Source organism: Kineosporia corallincola, from assembly GCF_018499875.1.
GTDB lineage: Bacteria > Actinomycetota > Actinomycetes > Actinomycetales > Kineosporiaceae > Kineosporia > Kineosporia corallincola.
In genome coordinates this window covers 404,204-421,653 of the sequence record NZ_JAHBAY010000005.1, presented here as the reverse complement: position 1 = coordinate 421,653, position 17,450 = coordinate 404,204, and the positions used below count along the sequence as shown (strand labels likewise).

The window sequence follows — 17,450 nt, the reverse complement described above, 5'->3', positions numbered from 1 at the left end:
CCAGGTGAGGGACTGTCGCGTCGCCCGGGCGGATATGGGAAACTCCGTCGCAGATCGGGCAATTGCCCGGTATGGCAGCTTTCCGTCGCAGTGTCGCGCGGTCGTGCGCCCCCTCAGCAGAAGCAGGAGAGGACAGGCCGATGGCGCGGGACTCCGGGCAGCGGAACGGCGACGGGCAGTGGGACGACGGCAGCCAGTGGGACGGCGACGGGCGGTGGAGCGAGGACGGGAACTGGGCCGGCGGGAGCGGCCGGTCCCGGGAAACGTCCTCCCGCGCGGAGATCTCGGACCTGGATCTGGTTCCCCCGAAACCGATGACGCTGCGTGGCCCGGTGATCGGGACGGCCGTCGCGGTGGTGGCCGTGGTGCTGGGCCTGGGGGTGCTGGTGCCGCGCTGGGTGCGCGGCGACGACCCCGAGCAGGGTGCCCTGCCGCCGCCGGTCCAGATCGCGATCGCCACCGGCGAGGCCACGCCCACAGGGCCGGCCACCGCAACCGTGTCCCCAGGACGCCGCACCCAGAGCCCGGCCGTGACACCCACGGGCACAGTCACTTCCACGCCCACCGCGACGAGGAAGGGTGGCGCCACCCGGGCGGCCGCCGGCACCACCGGCACCAACGGCGCGGCGGAGCCGGCCGCCCAGGGCGGCGGCAAGGCCACGACCACGACGACCACCACCAGGGCCACGACCAGCACCACCACCCAGGCCGCCGCGCAGGAGTGGGGCAGTCTCGTGGTCAACAGCACGTCGGTGCTGCGCCCCGGCGAGAACTGGCACACCGACCGGATCCGGCTGGCCCTGACCAGCGGCGGCAACGTGACCCTCACCGACGAGAACGGTGACGTCACCTGGAGCAGCGGCACCTCCGGCGGCGAGGAGCTGGTGTTCCAGGCCGACGGCAACTTCGTGCTCTACGACGACGACAACGGCACGCTGTGGAGCACCTCCACCATGAACAATGACGGCGCCGTGCTCACTCTCGGCTCCGGCGGTGACGTGAGTATCTCGCTGAGCGGCACGACCCTGTGGTCCGTGCCCTGAAAACCCCCACGCGGTCACCAGAGAGGCGACACCGATGGCCCAGGAATCCCCGGCACCCGACGACGCGCTGCCCCGGGGCACGACGCTGCCCCGGCTCGACGCGGACGACGTCACCGGCGTCCGCGCCCCGGAACCGTCGCCGGTAGTGGTGATGGACGGCTCTCCGGTCACCGGTGAGCCCCGGGTCGCGGCAGAATCAGGGACGACGAAACACCCTGTCCCGGGCGCGGTCACGGACGCCGACCAGGACGGGGGAGCAGCCTCGGACCCGGGCGGCACGGAGGGCGACGGCGACCCGCACGGGACCGCCTGGACCGACCCGGCCGCTCTGACGGCCTGGACCGACCCGGCCGCCGTGACCGACCCGGCCGACCCGGCCGCTCTGACCGCCTGGACCAACCCGGCCGTTGCGACCGACGTGACCGGCCCGGCCGACGTGACCGGCCCGGCCGACGTGACCGGCCCGGCCGACGTGACCGGCCCGGCCGCCGTGACCGGCCCGGCCGACGTGACCGGCCCGGCCGCCGTGACCGGTTCGGCCACCTCGACCGGTTCAGCCGACCTGAGGGGGCCCGCGGACCTGAGGGGCTCGGCGGACCTGAGGGGCGCGGCGGACCTGACCGACTGGCCGGACGAGACCGGCGTGGGCGCGGACGGCAGCCAGGATCGGATCGAGGTCGGCCCCGGAAGACCGATCGACGACGGATCCGAAAACGGCCTGGAGCCCGGCAGATCCGGTTCCTCCCGGCGCCGCACCGGCGTGGTGGTCGGCGGCGGCGTGGCCCTGGCGGCCGTGGTCGTCGTGATCGCCGCGCTGGTGCCCGGTGACGATGGCGCCCAGCAGAACGACCCCACGGGCAACGCCGCCAACACCGCCGCCAACGCCTCCGGATCGCTCACGGTGGTCACCCCGAGCACGGCGCCGGAGTCGTCGGAGCCCTCGCCGTCCACCGGCCCCACCCGGGAACGGGACCCGGAGGACCAGGCCGCTCCGGGCGTCCGTGCCCTGACCGAAACCCGCGCCGCCGCTGCCGAGCCGGCCACGAAGGCCGCCGACACCACGGACGTGGCGACCACGAAGACCAAGCCGCTGAAGGCGTCCACCAGCAGCCCGGCGAAGAAGGACTGGCAGACCGTCGTGATCAACGGGACGTCGGTGCTGCGCCCCGGCCAGAACTGGCACACCGACCGGATCACCCTGGCCCTGACCCGCAGCGGCAACGTCACTCTCACCGACGAGAACGGCGAGGTCACCTGGAGCAGCGGCACCTCCGGCGGCGACCAGCTGGTGTTCCAGGCCGACAGCAACCTGGTGCTCTACGACGGCTCCGCAACCCGCTGGAGCACCCGCACCGACGGCCACGACAACGCGATCCTCACCCTCCAGGCCGACGGCAACGTGACGATCGCGCTGAACAACCAGGCGCTGTGGTCTGCCCTGTGACGACCGCCGATGGCGACAACGTTTGTGACCGAATCTGGGTACAATAGTTGTTGTGGCAGATGCAACGCTGGCTCGGCTCGGTTCCCTGGCGGAGCGGCGGTGGGGCCTGGTCACCACGGCCCAGGCCGAACAGGTAGGAGTCACGCGCAAGCAACTGTCCCGGATGGCCGCGGCTGGCGCTCTCGAACGGGTCGCACGGGGCGTCTACCGCATGGCGGGTGCTCCTACGACACGTCACGAGGCGATCTACGCGACCTGGCTGGCGCTCGGTGGTGCCATGACAACCTCGGCGGGAGTGGGTGTCGTGGCAGCAGGCCCAACGGCGGCCGTTGTCCACGGCATCGGCGATTTCGTCCTGAGCGACTTCGACTTCATCGTTCCCTCACGCAAGGGCACGCGGCTGCCCGGCCTGAACCTGCGCGCCCGTGCCCTGACCCGTCAGGAGGTGATTCCTGTCGACGGTCTGCCGTCGCTCACGGTCGAGCGGACCATCGCCGACCTCGTCGACCTGGGCACCGACCTGTCATTGGTGGCTGGCGCGGTGCGCGACGCGGTGCGCTCGGACCGGCTCGTCGCGCCCGACCAGCTGGTGCGGTATCTCTCCTCCGTGGCCGGCCGCCGAAAGAGCACCGGCATGGCCCTGGCGGCCGAACTTTTCGAGCTTGCGGGCGTCAGGCCGGAAGGATGGCGCGGTGACTGACGTGAACACGACGGCCGGAGGCTACAGGGACTGGCGCTCGCTGGAGCTGGCGATCAAGGACGCCGCGAAGAAAGCTGCCCGCGAGGCCGGCCCGGGAGTCAGCGCGGCCGGCGTGGACGCTCAAATTCGTCAGGCGCGCTTCGATCGTTTTCTGACTCGCGTCTTTGCCAAGGGGCAGGATTCGGAGTGGATGCTCAAGGGAGGAATGAGCATGCTTGCCCGGGTGCCGCGCTCGCGCACCACCAAGGACATGGATCTGGCCACCCAGCATGCGGCCGACCTCGCGACGGCCGAGCAGGCTCTCGTCGAGCTGGCCGCCCTCGACCTCGGTGATCACCTGACCTTCCAGCTGATCCGCTCGTCTCCGACCGGGTTGGGCGACAACCAGCCCGGAGTGGAGACCCGGCGCTATGTCTTCGCCTGCCTGGACGCTGATTACGGCACCCAGATCGACACCGTCACGGTCGATGTCGTGGTCGGACCACCACCCGTCGCGACACCGGAGATCGTGGAACCGGCCAATCGCCTGCGCCTGCGTCGTCCCCTCGTCACGCACCCGTACCGTCTCTACCCGGTGGCCGACCAGATCGCCGACAAGGTCTGCGCCACCATGGACTCCAGTTATCCCGGTGGCCGACGCAGCAGCCGGGTCAAAGACCTGGTCGACCTCGTCGTGCTCGCACGCACTCAGCACGTCGAGCTGGCCGAGTTACGTCGTGCCATCGACGCGAAGCGCCGGCTGAGCAATATCGAGCCCTTTCACCATTTCGACGTCCCGGACGAGTGGGCGTCCACTTACCCGGCCACTGCGAGGGGGGTGCCGATCGCCGCGGAGTACAGCGTCCGGACCGCAACTGCTCTCGTCGCTTCGCTCATTGACCCGGCGCTTGCCGCGTCCCCCGGAACGGGCGCCTGGAATCCCCGGGTGACGGCCTGGGAGTGAGTATCCACCTGGTGCCTGCAACGGCGCCGAAACCGCCGGGGCACCCGCACCGATGGCCACGACAACACGATCCTCACCCTCCAGGGGCCGACGGCAACGTTTGCTCTGTGACCAGCCTCATGTCCGTTGGAGGGGGATAAATGTCCGCAAACGCTCTTTCCTTGGGTCCGGTGTGACTGCAAGATGGCCTCCGCGATGCCGGACCGGCCCCGCGAATCACGAGAGGGAGACTGATGCCCCAGGGCGCCCCGGAGCCGACCGAGGACGACGAGATCCCCCGGGGGGCAACCCTGCCCAGGCTGAGCACGGACTCGATCCCCGTGGTCAGGCCGCCCGGGGTGAGTGCTCCCGATGCCTCCCCGGTCCTGGTGCTGGAAGACGAGGAGGAGCCCGGGTACGGCGACGGTCGTGAACCGCATCCGGCACCGGCCCCCCGCACCCTCAGCGAGCAGCCCACGGCCGTGCACGAGCGCCGGGCCCCCCGTCGCGTCGTGATCGGCGCGGGCGTGGCCGTGGTGGCGGTGGTGCTGGCCCTCGGCCTGGTGCTGCCCGGCCTGCTGAACGGTGACGACAACCAGACGGCGTCTCCGCCCGACACCTCCAACTCGCTGTCGGTGAACCAGGACGACGCGACACCCACCCCCACGGCGTCGGCCACCCCCACCGACGACGCCAAGCCCGGCAAGGGCGACAAGGACAAGGACAAGAGCAAGGACGACGCCGAGCCGGTCAAGGTCGTGGCCACGGCCGGCAGCACGCCGAAGTCCTCGGCCACCAAGAGCCCGAAGGACGACGACGAGACCGGGACCGGCGGCAAGAAGGGGTCCTCGTCGTCCTCCAGTTCGACCACCAGCAGCACGACCACCGCAGCCCAGCAGGACTGGGGCACCACGGTGATCAACGGCGGCAGCTCGCTGAACGCCGGCCAGAGCTGGTCGACGAACCGGATCAAGCTCACCCTGACCTCCGGCGGCAACGTCGTGCTGACCGACGAGAACGGCGCCACCACCTGGTCGGCGGGCGTCTCCGGCGGCGACACGCTGGCCTTCCAGGGCGACGGAAACCTGGTGCTCTACAAGGACGGTGGGCTGGTCTGGGCCACCCAGACCATGGACAACTCCGGCGCCATCCTGACCCTTCAGGGTGATGGCAACGTGACCATCGCGCTGAACAACAACACCCTCTGGTCCGCCCTCAAGTGAACGCCGCTGCACCCGTCACGGTTCAGCTCGTCGGGTCCTGCCACGTGCTACGCGGACCCGACGAGCTGACCGGCGTCCAGCTTTCCTGGATCGCCGCGCTGCGCCCGGAGCCCGATGTCACGGTCGCACTGGTGATGGTGCCGCCGCAGCTGGCCGCGCAGGTCGGCCCGGCCCTCGGCGGCCTGCTGGAACAGATGGCCGGCCACCGGCTGGTGCTGGCCATGTCCGGAGCCGGGCTGACCCGGGCCGGCCGGGTGCCGATGGCCCGGCAGATCGCCGAGGACTGGAACCTGACCGTCACCGCCCCGGCCGGTGACGTGGTGCTGGCCCCCGGTGGCCTGCTGTTCGTCGGCGGCGCGGAACCCGGCCAGTGGTGGACCTATTCGCCCGGCCGCGACGCCCGGCCCGAGGGCCCGCGCTGGCCCGAGCCGGACTGGGCCGCCGCCGACGACGTGATGTCGCTCGGCACCCTGGAACTGCGCCCGGTGCCGGCCGGAATGCTGCTGTGCGGCGCCGGTTCGCCGGCCTCCGCCACGCAGGACGTCGCCGGTGCCGTGCCCGTGCGGCGGGATCGCCCGGCCCTGCTCTGCGCGCTCGGAGACGACCGGCAGCGGCATCTGCCCGGCGCGATCGCCCTGCTGTCGCTGCTGCTCCAGCACCAGTCCTGGACCCGGCACCCGCTGCTGATGATCCCGGCCGACGGCACCGACGTGCTGCCCCTGGGACAGGCTCTCTCCCGCGAACTGTCGCTCGGCGTCGAGGTTCTCAGCGGGGTTCCGCTCGGTGGCGACCGGGTCGTGCTCACCGGCGCCTCCGGCCGCACCACCTGGTCGCCCTTCGTCACGGCGGTGCTGTGCCGCCCCGACGCCGCCGCCCCGGCACCCCTGCTGTGGCGCGCGCCGCTGGACGGCCTGGCACAGGTCGACCCGGTGCGTCCCCGCTTCGCCCTGACCCCCGACCTGCACCTGTCCCTGACCCGGGCCGGGCTGTGGCTGCACCAGCCCGGCGACCGGCGCAACCCGGGGGAGGACGCCGCCGTCGACGCCGAGAGCGCCCGCCTCGACATCGGCGCACCCGATCCCGGTCTGCCCCACGACTTCCCCGATCTGGCAACGGGTCTGGACCGGCTGATCACCGCGCTGCCGGCCGCCACCCGCGGCCGGCAGCGGCTGATCGTGCACGCGGCCCTGACCACCCCGGCCCGCACCGGGCTCGCCGACGTCGCCGCCCGGCACCACCTGCCGATCGAGTTCACCGACACCACGTCCGCCTGGGCGCCGCCCGCCGCGGCCCCGGAACCCGCGGCGCCGCACGCCTTCGAGAAGGCGCCCCCGCCGACCATCATCGATCCCAACCTGAGACGCCGCCGTCCCCGGCCGGGAGGGGCCGCTCCTGCGGCCGCCCCCTCCAGCAACTCCGCCGCCTCGCCGGTTGCCGAAACGGCCTGGCCGGTGGAGCAGCCCGTGCCGTCCTGGCCGTCTGCGGGGTCGCCGACCGATCCCCTCGTCGGTGAGGAACCGGGCCGGTCGCCCGGCACCCACTGGTCACCGGACGCCCGGCCGGCTCCCGGGGCGCCCACCTCGTCGTCCACCAGCGCTCTGGTCACCGCGAAAACCGTTCCCCCGGTCGCCTTCCCGCACGGGTTCACGCACCGCAGCACCCCGGCCGAACGCGACCAGGTGCGGGTGCTGCTGGGCGGGCACTGGGACACCTACGCGCCGTCCGTGCGCCGCGCCTTCACCCGGCTGCCCGCGCTCGGGGCCGGGGACCTGGCCGCGGCCGCCGTCGACCTGGTGGCGCTGAGCCTGTACCTCGACGACGACGTCCCGGTCACCGCCTCGTTGACCGCCTCGTTCACCCAGGACGACCGGGCCGCCTACCACTCCTGCCTGGCCTCGGCCCTGACCCTCCTGCCCACCCATCGCGGTGTGGTGGTGCGCGGCGTCGACGCCTCCCGGCTGCGCGACCAGGGCCCCCTGGCCCCCGGACGTGTGCTCACCGCAACCGTTCCGGCCGGCGGAACCGCCCTGACCGGCACCGTGACCCGGCCCCCGGCCACCGCGATGTACGTCATCCGCTCGCAGACCGCCCGCATCCTGCACCCGCTGCTGGACGAGCAGCGCCGCGCGGGCGACGTCATGTTCGCCCCGGGCACCCGCCTGGCCGTGCTCGACACTCAGCACGGTGGTCGTCACGGCATGGATGTGGTTTTCCTGCAAGAGCTTCCGGCCACCTCCGCCGCTCCTGTGCCGGAGCCGTCGGTGGCCTTGTCGGAGCTGCGGCAGGCGATGAACGCGGCCACCCTCACGCCTGCGGGTGGGGGAGAGGGCTGGCCGGGGTATGCGATGGGGGTGCTGGCGGAGGCGGAGACGGCTCTGGCCGGGGCGCCGGGGGTGGCCGGGTAGGTCGGGTTTCCCCGGCGCCCGTCAGGTCACGTTCCGGCCCCCGGGAGTCGTCCCAGGCCGGGTTCCCCGGCGAACGAGTGGGTGCCCCTCGCGCCGCGGGCCCTGCGGTGCGAGAGGCTCACCGCGTGATCAGCCGCCGAGCAGCGTGACCGTGTAGTCGAGCGTCGTGCCGGACGCGACGTAGGTCGCGTTCTGGCCGTTGTCGCAGTACGACACGAACACGTTGCCCGCCACCGTGTCACCCGCGGTCGCATTCACCAGGGGGCGCACGTCCGTCCCCTCCGCGATCTCGGTCGCGTTCAGGTCGATGGTGCGCGACTGGTTGATCGGGTAGGTGTCGGTCTGCGCCGTCAGCGAGCCTTCGCGCGTGGTCAGCGCGAAGTTGATGGTGAAGCCGCCGTTGTTCACGACGGTCACCTTCTGCACGCAGGGGGACGCCTGGGCCTGCGCCTGGGCCTGCGCCTGGGCGGCCGGTGCGGCCAGCCCGATCGCGGTCATGGCGAATACTCCGGCGACGGCCGCGCGCTTGCTGAAGGTGAGGTTCGTCAAGGGTTGCCTCCCTGGTCGGTCGGGATTCGTGCACCTTTTGTCCGTTGCGGACCATGACACCCTCGCGGTGTCCCCATGGATCGGCGACTTCAGTTGCCCATCAGATGATGGGTATCCGCCGGCGCACCGTGGTGTCCTCCCTCCGGTCCTATGCTCGGGCCGTGCCCCTGGCCGTCGTCACCGGAACCAGCCGCGGGCTCGGCCACGCCCTGGTCACGGAACTGCACAGCCACGGCTGGGACGTCGTGGCCGTTCAGCGCGGACCCGACCCGGAGTGCTCAGAACTGCCCCGGGTCCGGACCGCGCGGCACGATCTGCGGGACCGGGATTCCGCCCCGGTGCTGGACGCCGTGGCGGGCAGAGCAGTGGACGCCCTCATCAACAACGCGATGTCCGGGGCGCCTCCGTCCCGGCTCGGGGAGGTGGACGTCGACCGGTTCGCCCACGCTCTCGACGTCAATGTGACGGCCCCGCTGCGGCTGACCCGCGACCTGCTGCCGTCGCTGCTGGCGGCGCCCGACCCGGTCGTCGTCAACGTGACCTCGCGCCTGGGCTCGCTGACCGCGCAGGCGCGCGGGGATTTCGCGGGCTTCGGCACCAGCTACGCCTACCGGGTGTCCAAGGCGGCCCAGAACATGCTCACCGTCTGCCTGGCGCAGGAGCTGGGAGACCGGGTGCGCTGTCTGGCGGTGCATCCCGGGCGCCTGGCGACCGCCACCGGCCGGCCGGGTGCCTCCACTTCACCGGCCGTCGCGGCCGGCGGGATCCGCGCCCTCCTGCACCGGCACGACCTGCCGTCGCCGTCCTTCCTGGATCTTGAGACCGGCCGGACGCTGGAGTGGTGATCGCGGCCGGGTTGCCCTGCCGGGAGCGGGCTTTGACCCGGCCAGCCGGTGAAAGCGCTGGCAGAAGCCCTAGGCCGGGCGTAAGAACGACTCAAGGATGCGTGAAAGCACGGCCTCGCCGGGATGTTCCGATCAGGGCAACAGCGCAGGTGGGGACGCCTTTCGGGCCACCTCAAGCAGGCTCGCGCCCGCTCCCGTCCCGATGGCCTGAGCCCTACACTCACCGACCATGCCGTCCCTGACCAAACGCACCGCGGCCCTCGTGGCCGCCGCGGCCGTGGCCCTGACCGCGACCGCGACCGCAGCAACCGCGGTCAACAAGTCCTCCTCCTCGGGATCCACCGCGGCGTCCACGGCGTCAACAGTGGTGAAGACCAAGAAAGACACCATCGGCAGCGTCAAGAAGGGCGCCGCCACCTGGTACTCGAAGGGCAGCAAGAAGTCGCTCAAGGACTCGGGCGTGTCCTGGTACTACACCTGGGACGTCACCCCCAAGGGTGTGCAGGCGCCCAAGAGCGTGGATTTCGTCCCGATGATCTGGGGCGCCGACTCGGTGACGAAGAAGAACCTGGCCACCGCCAAGAAGAACGGTGACACCCTGCTCGGCTTCAACGAGCCGGACTGGGAGAGCCAGTCGAACATGACCGTCAAGCAGGCCCTTGACCTCTGGCCGCAGCTGGAGAAGACCGGCATGCGCCTGGGCAGCCCGGCCGTGGCCGCGAACGCCGCCACCGACGGCGCCTGGCTGGACCGGTTCATGAAGGGCGCCAAGAAGCGCGGCTACCGCGTCGACTTCATCACGCTGCACTGGTACGGCGCGGACTTCCGCTCGAAACAGGCCACCCAGCAGCTGAAGTCGTTCGTGCAGGCGGTGCACGCCAAGTACCCGAAGAAGAAGATCTGGATCACCGAGTACTCGCTGATCGACTGGAGCACCGGGACGAAGACCTTCCCGACGGCCACCAACCAGGCGAACTTCGTGAAGCTGTCCACGAGCATGCTCGAGCACATCTCGTACGTCGAGCACTACTCCTGGTTCGCGTTCCCGACCTCGGCCGAGTACAAGACCGGCCTGTACGGGCCGGGAGCCAAGATCACCAAGCCGGGCAAGGCGTACCGCGCCGCCGGCTGACGGACGCACGCTGCTCGAATCAGGGAGCCGGGAACCGAAACGCGGGTTCCCGGCTCCTTTCCGGTTCAGGTGGCTGCGCCAGGCGTCCGTGGCGTCCTTGGTGTCCGTGGCGTCCGATCAGGCGGCCGGCCGGGTGACCACCTTCGGCACCGCCACCGCCTTCAGGCCCTCCACCCCGAACTCCAGCCCGTAACCCGACGCCTTCACCCCACCGAACGGCGCCATCGGGTGAACCCCGCCGTGCCCGTTGATCCACACCGTTCCGGCCTCGATCCGGTCGGCCACCTGCCGCGCCCGCTCCGGGTCACTGCTCCACACCGACGCGCCCAGCCCGGCATCCAGCCGGTTCGCGCTGGCGACCGCGTCGTCCACGTCGGAGTACCGGATGATCGGCAGCACCGGGCCGAACTGCTCCTCGTCCACCAGCGGCGCACCGTCTTCCAGCCCCGTCACCAGGGTGATCGGGTAGAACAACGGGCCCAGCTCGGTGGCCGGGGCACCCCCGGTGACGATGGTGGCCCCGCGCTCGCGGGCGTCGTCGACCAGCCGGGAGACGATCCCGAACTGCATGGCGTTCTGCACCGGCCCGAGCACGCTCTCCTCGGACAGCGAGGGACCCAGCGGCATCCGGGCCGCCACCCCGGCCAGTGCCTCGACCACCCGGTCATGAACGGACTCGTGCACGTAGAGCCGCTTCAGCGCCGCACAGGTCTGGCCGGTGTTGATGAACGCGCCCCAGAACAGGTCCTGCGCGATCGCCTCCGGATCGGCGTCCGGCAGAACGATTCCCGCGTCGTTGCCGCCCAGCTCCAGCGTCAGCCGGGCCAGGTTCGCCCCCGAGGCCTCGACCACCCGGCGCCCGGTCGCGGTCGAGCCGGTGAACATGATCTTGCGGACGTCCGGATGGGCCACCAGCGCGGCCCCCACCTCCCGGTCGCCGGACAGGGCGCTCAGCACACCCTCGGGCAGCTCCTCGTTCAGGATCGACACCAGCGCCAGCACGCTCAGCGGCGTGTACTCCGACGGCTTCACCACCACCACGTTGCCCATCCGCAGCGACGGCGCGATCTGCCAGATCCCGATCATCAGCGGCCAGTTCCACGGCCCCACCGCGGCCACCAGCCCGATCGGCCGGTAGGTCAGTGTGGACACCTGCCGCCCGTCGTCCACCACCACCTCCTCGTCCAGCGCCGTGGCCGCCGTGGCCCGCAGCCACGCCGAGCACGCCCCCACCTCGAAGCGGGCGTTCGGCCCGTTCAGCGGTTTGCCCTGCTCCCGGGCCAGCAGCCGGGCCAGCGGCTCGGCCACCGCGTCGATCCGGTCGGCGATCCGCAGCAGCCGGGCGCTGCGCTCGGCGTGCCCCAGCGCCTCCCAGGCCGGCTGCGCCGCCCGCGCCGCCGTCACGGCCCGCTCCAGGTCCTCGCCGGTGTGCCGCGGCGCCAGTCCCAGCAGATCACCGGTGGCCGGCTCATGGATCCCGCGCCCGCCCCCCACCGTCACCCGGTCGAGAAGGTCCTGCTCAGTGATGTTCTCGGACATCGTCGTCCATCCTCATCGCTAGTCAGAGCTGATTGCCGAGCTTGAAACCCTGATCCACATCGCCCTCGCGGGTGTACGAGAACCCGTCCGCGCCGATCGTCACGGCCATCTCGCCGGCATCGGTCCGCACCTGCACCGGCACCGGAACACCGTCCAGATCAAGAACGCCGGACGCCTCGGTGTACCAGCTGGGCACGACCGGATTGCCCCACCAGTCGCGCCGCTGGTTGTCGTGCACGTCCCAGGTGACCAGGGGGTTGTCCGGGTCGCCGGTCCAGTAGTCCTGGGTGTAGATCTCCACCCGGTGGCCGTCGGGGTCGAGAATGTAGAGGTAGAAGGCGTTCGAGACGCCGTGCCGGCCCGGCCCGCGCTCGATCCGGTCGGAGATCCGCAGCGCTCCCATCTTGTCGCAGATCGCGATGATGTTGTGCTTCTCGTGGGTCGCGAACGCCACGTGGTGCAGGCGCGGCCCGTCGCCGCCGGTCATCGCGGTGTCGTGCACGGTCGGCTTGCGGCGCAGCCAGGCCGCGTACACCGTCCCCTCGCCGTCCTCGATGTCCTCGGTCACCCGGAACCCCAGATCCACCAGATGTGCGGCGGCTTTCGGGACGTCCGGGGTCACCTGGTTGAAGTGGTCCAGGCGCACCAGGGCGCCCGGGTGGTGCAGGTGGTACGCCCAGGCCAGCCGCTCCACGTGCTCGACCTGGTAGAAGTACTCGACCGGGAACCCGAGCGGGTCCTGCACCCGCACGGCGTCGCCCACGCCCTTGACGAACCCCTCGGCGCGACGCTCCACCCGGCAGCCCAGCTCGGAGTAGAACGCCACCGCCCGGTCAAGTTCCTCAGGGGAGCGCACGCGGTAGGCGAACGCGGCGACGGCTGCCACCGGCCCCTGCCGCAGCACCAGGTTGTGGTGGATGAACTCGTCGAACGTGCGCAGGTAGATCTCCCCGGCGCTCTCGTGGGTGACCACCAGGCCGAGCAGGTCCACGTAGAACTCCCGCGACCTCACCAGGTCGGTCACGACCAGTTCCAGGTAGGCGCAGCGCACGATGTCGGGGGGCGGGGACGCCGGTGTCGGGATCCGTTCGCTCATCACGGTTCTCACTTCTGTGCGGGGAACGAGGTGGCCGGCCCGGGACCCGCCCCGAACCGCGGCGAGGGGGAGTCGCCCAGGGCGATGTGCACGGCCTGCTGGTCGGTGTAGAAGTCGATGGAGCGGTAGCCGCCCTCGTGCCCCAGACCGGAGGCCTTCAACCCGCCGAACGGGGTGCGCAGGTCACGCACGTTGTTCGAGTTCAGCCACACCATGCCCGCCTCCACCTGCTGAGCGAAGGTGTGGGCGCGCCTCAGGTCGTTCGTCCAGATGTAGCCCGCCAGGCCGTATCTCACGCCGTTGGCCAGCGCAAGGGCCTCCTCGTCGCTGTCGAACGGCGTGATCGCCACCACCGGCCCGAAGATCTCCTCCTGGAAGATCCGCGCTTCCGGCTTCACGTCGGCGAACACGGTCGGCGTCACGTAGTTGCCCCGCGGGCGCTCGCCTCCGGCCACCAGACGGGCCTCACCCTTGCCGATCTCGATGTAACCGGCCACCTTCGCCACGTGCTCCGGATGCACCAGGGCACCGACCTCGGTGGCCGGGTCGGACGGATCGCCCACCCTGATCCGGGACGCCCGCTCGGCGTACGCGGCCACGAACTCGTCGTACACCGCCCGCTCCACCAGCACCCGGCTACCGGCGGTGCAGCGCTCGCCGTTCAGCGAGAAGACGCCGAAAACGGTCGCGTCGAGGGCGGATTCGAGATCGGCGTCGGCGAAGACCACGGCCGGGGACTTGCCGCCGAGCTCCATCGACAGGCCCTTGAGGTGGGGTGCGGCGTTGGCGAAGATCAGCCGGCCGGTGCTGCTCTCGCCGGTGAACGAGATCAGCGGCACATCCGGGTGTTTCACCAGGGCGTCGCCGGCGGTCTCGCCGAAGCCGTTGACCAGGTTGAAAACTCCGTCGGGCACGCCGGCCTCGCGGAAGATGCCGGCCCACAGCGAGGCCGACAGCGGCGTGAACTCGGCCGGTTTCAGCACCACGGTGTTGCCGGTCGCCAGAGCCGGGGCGAGTTTCCACGACTCCAGCATGAACGGCGTGTTCCACGGCGTGATCAGCCCGGCCACGCCCTTGGGCCTGCGGTTGACGTAGTTCACCTGCCGCCCGGGCACCTTGTAGGCGTCGTCGCGCTGGGCCACCACCAGGTCGGCGAAGAACCGGAAGTTCTCCGCCGCCCGCCGGGCCTGGCCCAGGGCCTGGGTGATCGGCAGGCCGGTGTCCCAGGTCTCCAGCTCGGCCAGGCGCTCGTCCTGACTCTCGATCAGATCGGCGATCCGGTGCAGCACCCGGGAACGGTTCCGGGGCAGCAGCTTCGGCCACGGACCGGCGAAGGCGCGCCGCGCGGCGGCCACGGCCAGATCGACGTCGGCCTGCCCGCCGGAGGCGGCCTGGAGGTAGACCTCGCCGGTGGCCGGGTTGATCACGTCGAACGTCTCGCCGTCGACGCTGTCGACGGACCGGCCGTCGATGTGGTGCTGAATCCTGCCGGGCAGCCCGGCGGGTGTCTGCTGGGGCATGGGACTCCTGACGTGAACGGGGGACGCCCGTGGTCCGGTGAGTTTCAGAGGTCGGGTGGGAGGGCGGACCGGTATCGGGCCAGCCATGCGGCGTTCGGCGGGAACAGGCCGTCGACCGGGTGACCCTCGGCGATGCGGGCGGCCACCCAGGCGTCCTGGGCCTCCTGCGCGGCCGCGGCCCGCACCACCTCGTCGAGCAGCTGCGGGGGGATCACCACCACGCCGTCGTCGTCACCGACCACCACGTCGCCGGGCTGCACGGCGGTGCCGCCGCAGGTGATCGTGGCGTCCACCTCCCAGGGCACGTGACGGCGCCCGAGCACCGAGGGGTGGGCGGCCCGGGCGAACACCGGCAGCCCGAGCCCGGCCGTGGCGGAGGCGTCGCGCACCGCCCCGTCCGTGACCACGCCGGCCGCCCCGAGCGTGCGGGCCCGCAGCGCCAGCACGTCGCCGAGGGTGCCCGCGGTGGCGTCGCCGCGGGCCTCGATCACCAGCACCTCACCGGGCCCCAGCGAGTCGAAAACCCTTTTCTGGGCGTTGTACCCGCTGCCGTGGCTCTCGAACAGGTCGGGCCGGTGGGCGATCAGGCGCAGGGTGCGGGCGGTGCCGGTCATCCGGGTGCCGGGGGAGAGAGGGTGCACCCCGTCGAAGGTGGCGTCCGGGTGCCCGCGCCGGCGCAGCTCGGAACTGAGCGTGGCGACGGCGACCCCGTCGAGCAGGCCGCGCAGTTCGTCGGTCAGGACCGGCCCGATCCCGGCCGCCGCGGCCGAACCCCAGGCCTGCACCCGCTGTTCGTCGTCCACCAGGGGTTTCGCCCCGAAATCCGCGAAGGGCAGAGGGCTCTCGGTCACCCGGGTGACCAGGCGCCCGCTGGAGGGGCCGCCGGGAACGTCCACCTCGACCTCGACGGTGTCACCCGGCACCGCGACCGACGAGCCGGCCGGTGTGCCGGTGAGCACGACGTCCCCGGGTTCCAGGGTGATCAGCTGGGACAGGTCGGCGATCAGCACGCCGAACGGGAAGAGCAGTTCGGCGGTGGTGTCGTCCTGGGTGAGCTCCCCGTTGACCCAGGTGCGCACGCGCAGCCGCTGCGGGTCGAGCCCGGCCGCCGGGAGCACCGAGGGGCCCAGCGGTGTGAAGCCGTCACCGCCCTTGCTGCGCAGGTTCGATCCCCGGTCGGCGGCGCGCAGATCGTAGACGCCCCAGTCGTTCGCGGCCGTGACACCCCCGACGGCGGCCCAGCCCTGCTCCGGGGTGACCCGCCGCGCGGTGCGGCCGATGATCAGGGCCACCTCACCCTCGTACGCCAGAAGCTCGGCGCCGTGCGGGCGTTCGATGGCCTCGCCCGAGGCCGCCACGGACGAGGGCGGTTTGAGGAAGTACGACGGGACCGCGGGCCTGCGACCGCGCTGCGCGACCCGGGATGGGTAGTTCAGGTGCACGGCGACGATCTTGCCCGGCCTGGTCGGGAGGTTCACCGGTTCTCCCCGATGAACGTGGCGGCGAGGGCGTCGCTGCCCCGGGCGAGCAACTGCACGTCGGCGCCGACCAGGACGAAGTCCGCCCCGGCGGCGAGGTATCGGCGGGCCAGGGCGGGGTCGAAGGCGTTGAGGCCCACCTTCACCCCGAGCCGGCGGGCCGCCGCGACACAGGTCTCGACGGCCTCGATCACCTCGGGACGGTCCTGCTGCCCGAGCAGCCCGAGCGAGGCGGACAGGTCGGCCGGGCCGACGAAGATCCCGTCCACACCCGGTGTCCCGGCGATCGCCTCGACATTCGCGACGGCCTCGGCGCTCTCGATCTGGACGAACAGCGAGATCGTGTCACGGGCCCGGGTCAGGTAGTCCCCGGCCCGGTTCCACCGGGCGCCGCGCGCCAGGGCCCCACCCATGCCGCGGATGCCCTCGGGCGGGTAGGCCACCGCCCGGGCCACCGCGGCCGCCTGGTCCGGTGTGTCGATCATCGGGATCAGCAGGTTCTGCGCCCCGAGGTCGAGGTACTGCTTGATCAGCACCGGATCCCCGGAAGGTGGCCGCACCAGAGTGGGTTTCGGGCCGACGGCGTGCAGCTGAGCCAGGATCGAGCCGAGCTCGTTCGGGCTGTGCTCGGCATCGATCAGCAGCCAGTCCAGGCCGCTGCCCGCGCAGATCTCCGCCACCAGCGGGCTGGCGCTGCACACCCACATGCCGATCAGGGCGCGGTCGGCCCGGTCGAGACGCTCGGCGAAGGTGGGCGGAAGCTCTACTCGAAACGGCATGTGATCGCTCCCAGGTCTGCGTAGTCGGCGTGCACGGTGTCGCCCCGCTCCACCCGGACCGGGCGGGTGAACGATCCGGCCAGGACGATCTCCCCGGCCTCCAGACCGGTGCCGTGCCCGGCCAGCTTGCGGGCCAGCCAGGCCACCCCGTTGGCCGGATGATTGAGAACGCCTGCCGCCAGGCCGGTTTCCTCGACGGTCTGGTTGCGGTACAGCAGTGCCCCGACCCGCCGCAGGTCCACGGCGTCCACCCGGACCGGCCGCCCGCCGAGCACCATCGCCCCCAGCGCCGCGTTGTCGCTGATCGTGTCGACCACGGTGCGGCCGGCCAGCTCGATGTGCGAGTTCAGGATCTCCAGAGCCGGAACGATGTACCGTGTGGCGTCCAGAACGTCGAACAGCGTGACGCTCTCGCCGGTCAGCGGACGGTCGAGCACGAAGGCCAGCTCCACCTCGATCCGCACGTTGCTGTACCGGGAGAACGGCACCGAGGAACCGTTCTCGTACACCTGGTCCTCGAAGATCACCCCGTAGTCGGGTTCGGTGATGCCGGTGGCGGCCTGCATGGCCTTCGAGGTCAGCCCGATCTTGTGGCCGATCACCCGGTGCCCGGCCGCGGACCGGCGCCGGGCCCAGGCGGCCTGAACGGCGTACGCGTCCTCCACCGTCATGCCCGGGTGGCGGGCGGTGAGCAGCGCGACCGTCGTGCGGTCGCGGTCGGCGAGCAGCAGTTCCTCGGCGATCGCCTCGACGGTCTGCGGTGCGAGCACGGAAA

General features: G+C 71.6%; 15 protein-coding genes. 8 read left to right on the top strand and 7 right to left on the bottom strand.

Going from position 1 to position 17,450, the window contains the following annotated elements:
• Positions 1-140: 140 nt before the first annotated feature.
• The 6 genes from KIH74_RS14675 (at position 141) to KIH74_RS14650 (ending at position 7,737) form a co-directional block, all read left to right on the top strand.
• Positions 141-1,043: a hypothetical protein gene (locus tag KIH74_RS14675; RefSeq protein ID WP_214156473.1), complete on the top strand. Its 903-nt coding sequence runs from the start codon at positions 141-143 to the stop codon at positions 1,041-1,043.
• A gap of 34 nt (positions 1,044-1,077) precedes the next feature.
• Positions 1,078-2,487 carry a hypothetical protein gene (locus KIH74_RS14670; RefSeq protein ID WP_214156472.1) on the top strand — a complete coding sequence of 470 codons (1,410 nt, stop codon included), beginning with the start codon at positions 1,078-1,080 and terminating at the stop codon, positions 2,485-2,487.
• 52 nt (positions 2,488-2,539) lie between these two features.
• Complete coding sequence (locus KIH74_RS14665) at positions 2,540-3,187, top strand: type IV toxin-antitoxin system AbiEi family antitoxin domain-containing protein (protein ID WP_214156471.1); 648 nt, start codon at positions 2,540-2,542, stop codon at positions 3,185-3,187.
• Positions 3,180-4,130: a nucleotidyl transferase AbiEii/AbiGii toxin family protein gene (locus KIH74_RS14660; RefSeq protein ID WP_214156470.1), complete on the top strand. Its 951-nt coding sequence runs from the start codon at positions 3,180-3,182 to the stop codon at positions 4,128-4,130. The genes KIH74_RS14665 and KIH74_RS14660 overlap by 8 nt, the downstream gene beginning before the upstream one ends.
• A 233-nt stretch (positions 4,131-4,363) precedes the next feature.
• Positions 4,364-5,332 carry a hypothetical protein gene (locus tag KIH74_RS14655; protein WP_214156469.1) on the top strand — a complete coding sequence of 323 codons (969 nt, stop codon included), beginning with the start codon at positions 4,364-4,366 and terminating at the stop codon, positions 5,330-5,332.
• 44 nt (positions 5,333-5,376) lie between these two features.
• Positions 5,377-7,737 carry a hypothetical protein gene (locus KIH74_RS14650; protein WP_214156468.1) on the top strand — a complete coding sequence of 787 codons (2,361 nt, stop codon included), beginning with the start codon at positions 5,377-5,379 and terminating at the stop codon, positions 7,735-7,737.
• A gap of 129 nt (positions 7,738-7,866) precedes the next feature.
• On the opposite strand, the gene KIH74_RS14645 is transcribed toward KIH74_RS14650, so the two are convergent.
• Positions 7,867-8,286 (bottom strand): hypothetical protein, encoded by a 420-nt coding sequence (locus KIH74_RS14645; RefSeq protein WP_214156467.1) that lies wholly within the window; start codon positions 8,284-8,286, stop codon positions 7,867-7,869.
• 161 nt (positions 8,287-8,447) lie between these two features.
• Between KIH74_RS14645 and KIH74_RS14640 the strand changes: the two genes are divergently transcribed.
• Together KIH74_RS14640 and KIH74_RS14635 are read left to right on the top strand one after the other, a co-directional pair.
• On the top strand, positions 8,448-9,131 hold the full coding sequence (locus KIH74_RS14640) for an SDR family NAD(P)-dependent oxidoreductase (protein ID WP_214156466.1): 684 nt from the start codon (positions 8,448-8,450) through the stop codon (positions 9,129-9,131).
• Between the two features lie 229 nt (positions 9,132-9,360).
• Positions 9,361-10,263, top strand: a complete 903-nt coding sequence (locus KIH74_RS14635) for a glycoside hydrolase family protein (RefSeq protein WP_214156465.1) — start codon at positions 9,361-9,363, stop codon at positions 10,261-10,263.
• A 117-nt stretch (positions 10,264-10,380) separates the two neighbouring features.
• Here KIH74_RS14635 and KIH74_RS14630 read toward each other — a convergent pair whose 3' ends face one another.
• Genes KIH74_RS14630 through hpaH form a run of 6 tightly spaced genes read right to left on the bottom strand, consistent with a single transcriptional unit; the run spans position 10,381 to position 17,445 of the window.
• A complete protein-coding gene (locus KIH74_RS14630) occupies positions 10,381-11,802 on the bottom strand; it encodes an aldehyde dehydrogenase family protein (protein WP_214156464.1) in 1,422 nt (473 codons plus the stop codon).
• Between the two features lie 22 nt (positions 11,803-11,824).
• The gene (gene hpaD / locus KIH74_RS14625; protein WP_214156463.1) at positions 11,825-12,898 is read right to left on the bottom strand and encodes a 3,4-dihydroxyphenylacetate 2,3-dioxygenase; all 1,074 of its coding nucleotides are present in this window, start codon (positions 12,896-12,898) and stop codon (positions 11,825-11,827) included.
• A gap of 8 nt (positions 12,899-12,906) precedes the next feature.
• A complete protein-coding gene (gene hpaE / locus KIH74_RS14620; protein WP_214156462.1) occupies positions 12,907-14,418 on the bottom strand; it encodes a 5-carboxymethyl-2-hydroxymuconate semialdehyde dehydrogenase in 1,512 nt (503 codons plus the stop codon).
• Between the two features lie 44 nt (positions 14,419-14,462).
• Positions 14,463-15,896 carry a fumarylacetoacetate hydrolase family protein gene (locus tag KIH74_RS14615; RefSeq protein WP_214156461.1) on the bottom strand — a complete coding sequence of 478 codons (1,434 nt, stop codon included), beginning with the start codon at positions 15,894-15,896 and terminating at the stop codon, positions 14,463-14,465.
• Entirely contained in the window at positions 15,893-16,675 is a 783-nt protein-coding gene (locus KIH74_RS14610) for an HpcH/HpaI aldolase family protein (protein WP_214156460.1), read from the bottom strand. Before KIH74_RS14610 ends, KIH74_RS14615 begins: the two co-directional genes overlap by 4 nt.
• Positions 16,660-17,445: a 2-oxo-hept-4-ene-1,7-dioate hydratase gene (hpaH, locus tag KIH74_RS14605; protein ID WP_214156459.1), complete on the bottom strand. Its 786-nt coding sequence runs from the start codon at positions 17,443-17,445 to the stop codon at positions 16,660-16,662. Before hpaH ends, KIH74_RS14610 begins: the two co-directional genes overlap by 16 nt.
• Between the last annotated feature and the right edge of the window lie 5 nt (positions 17,446-17,450).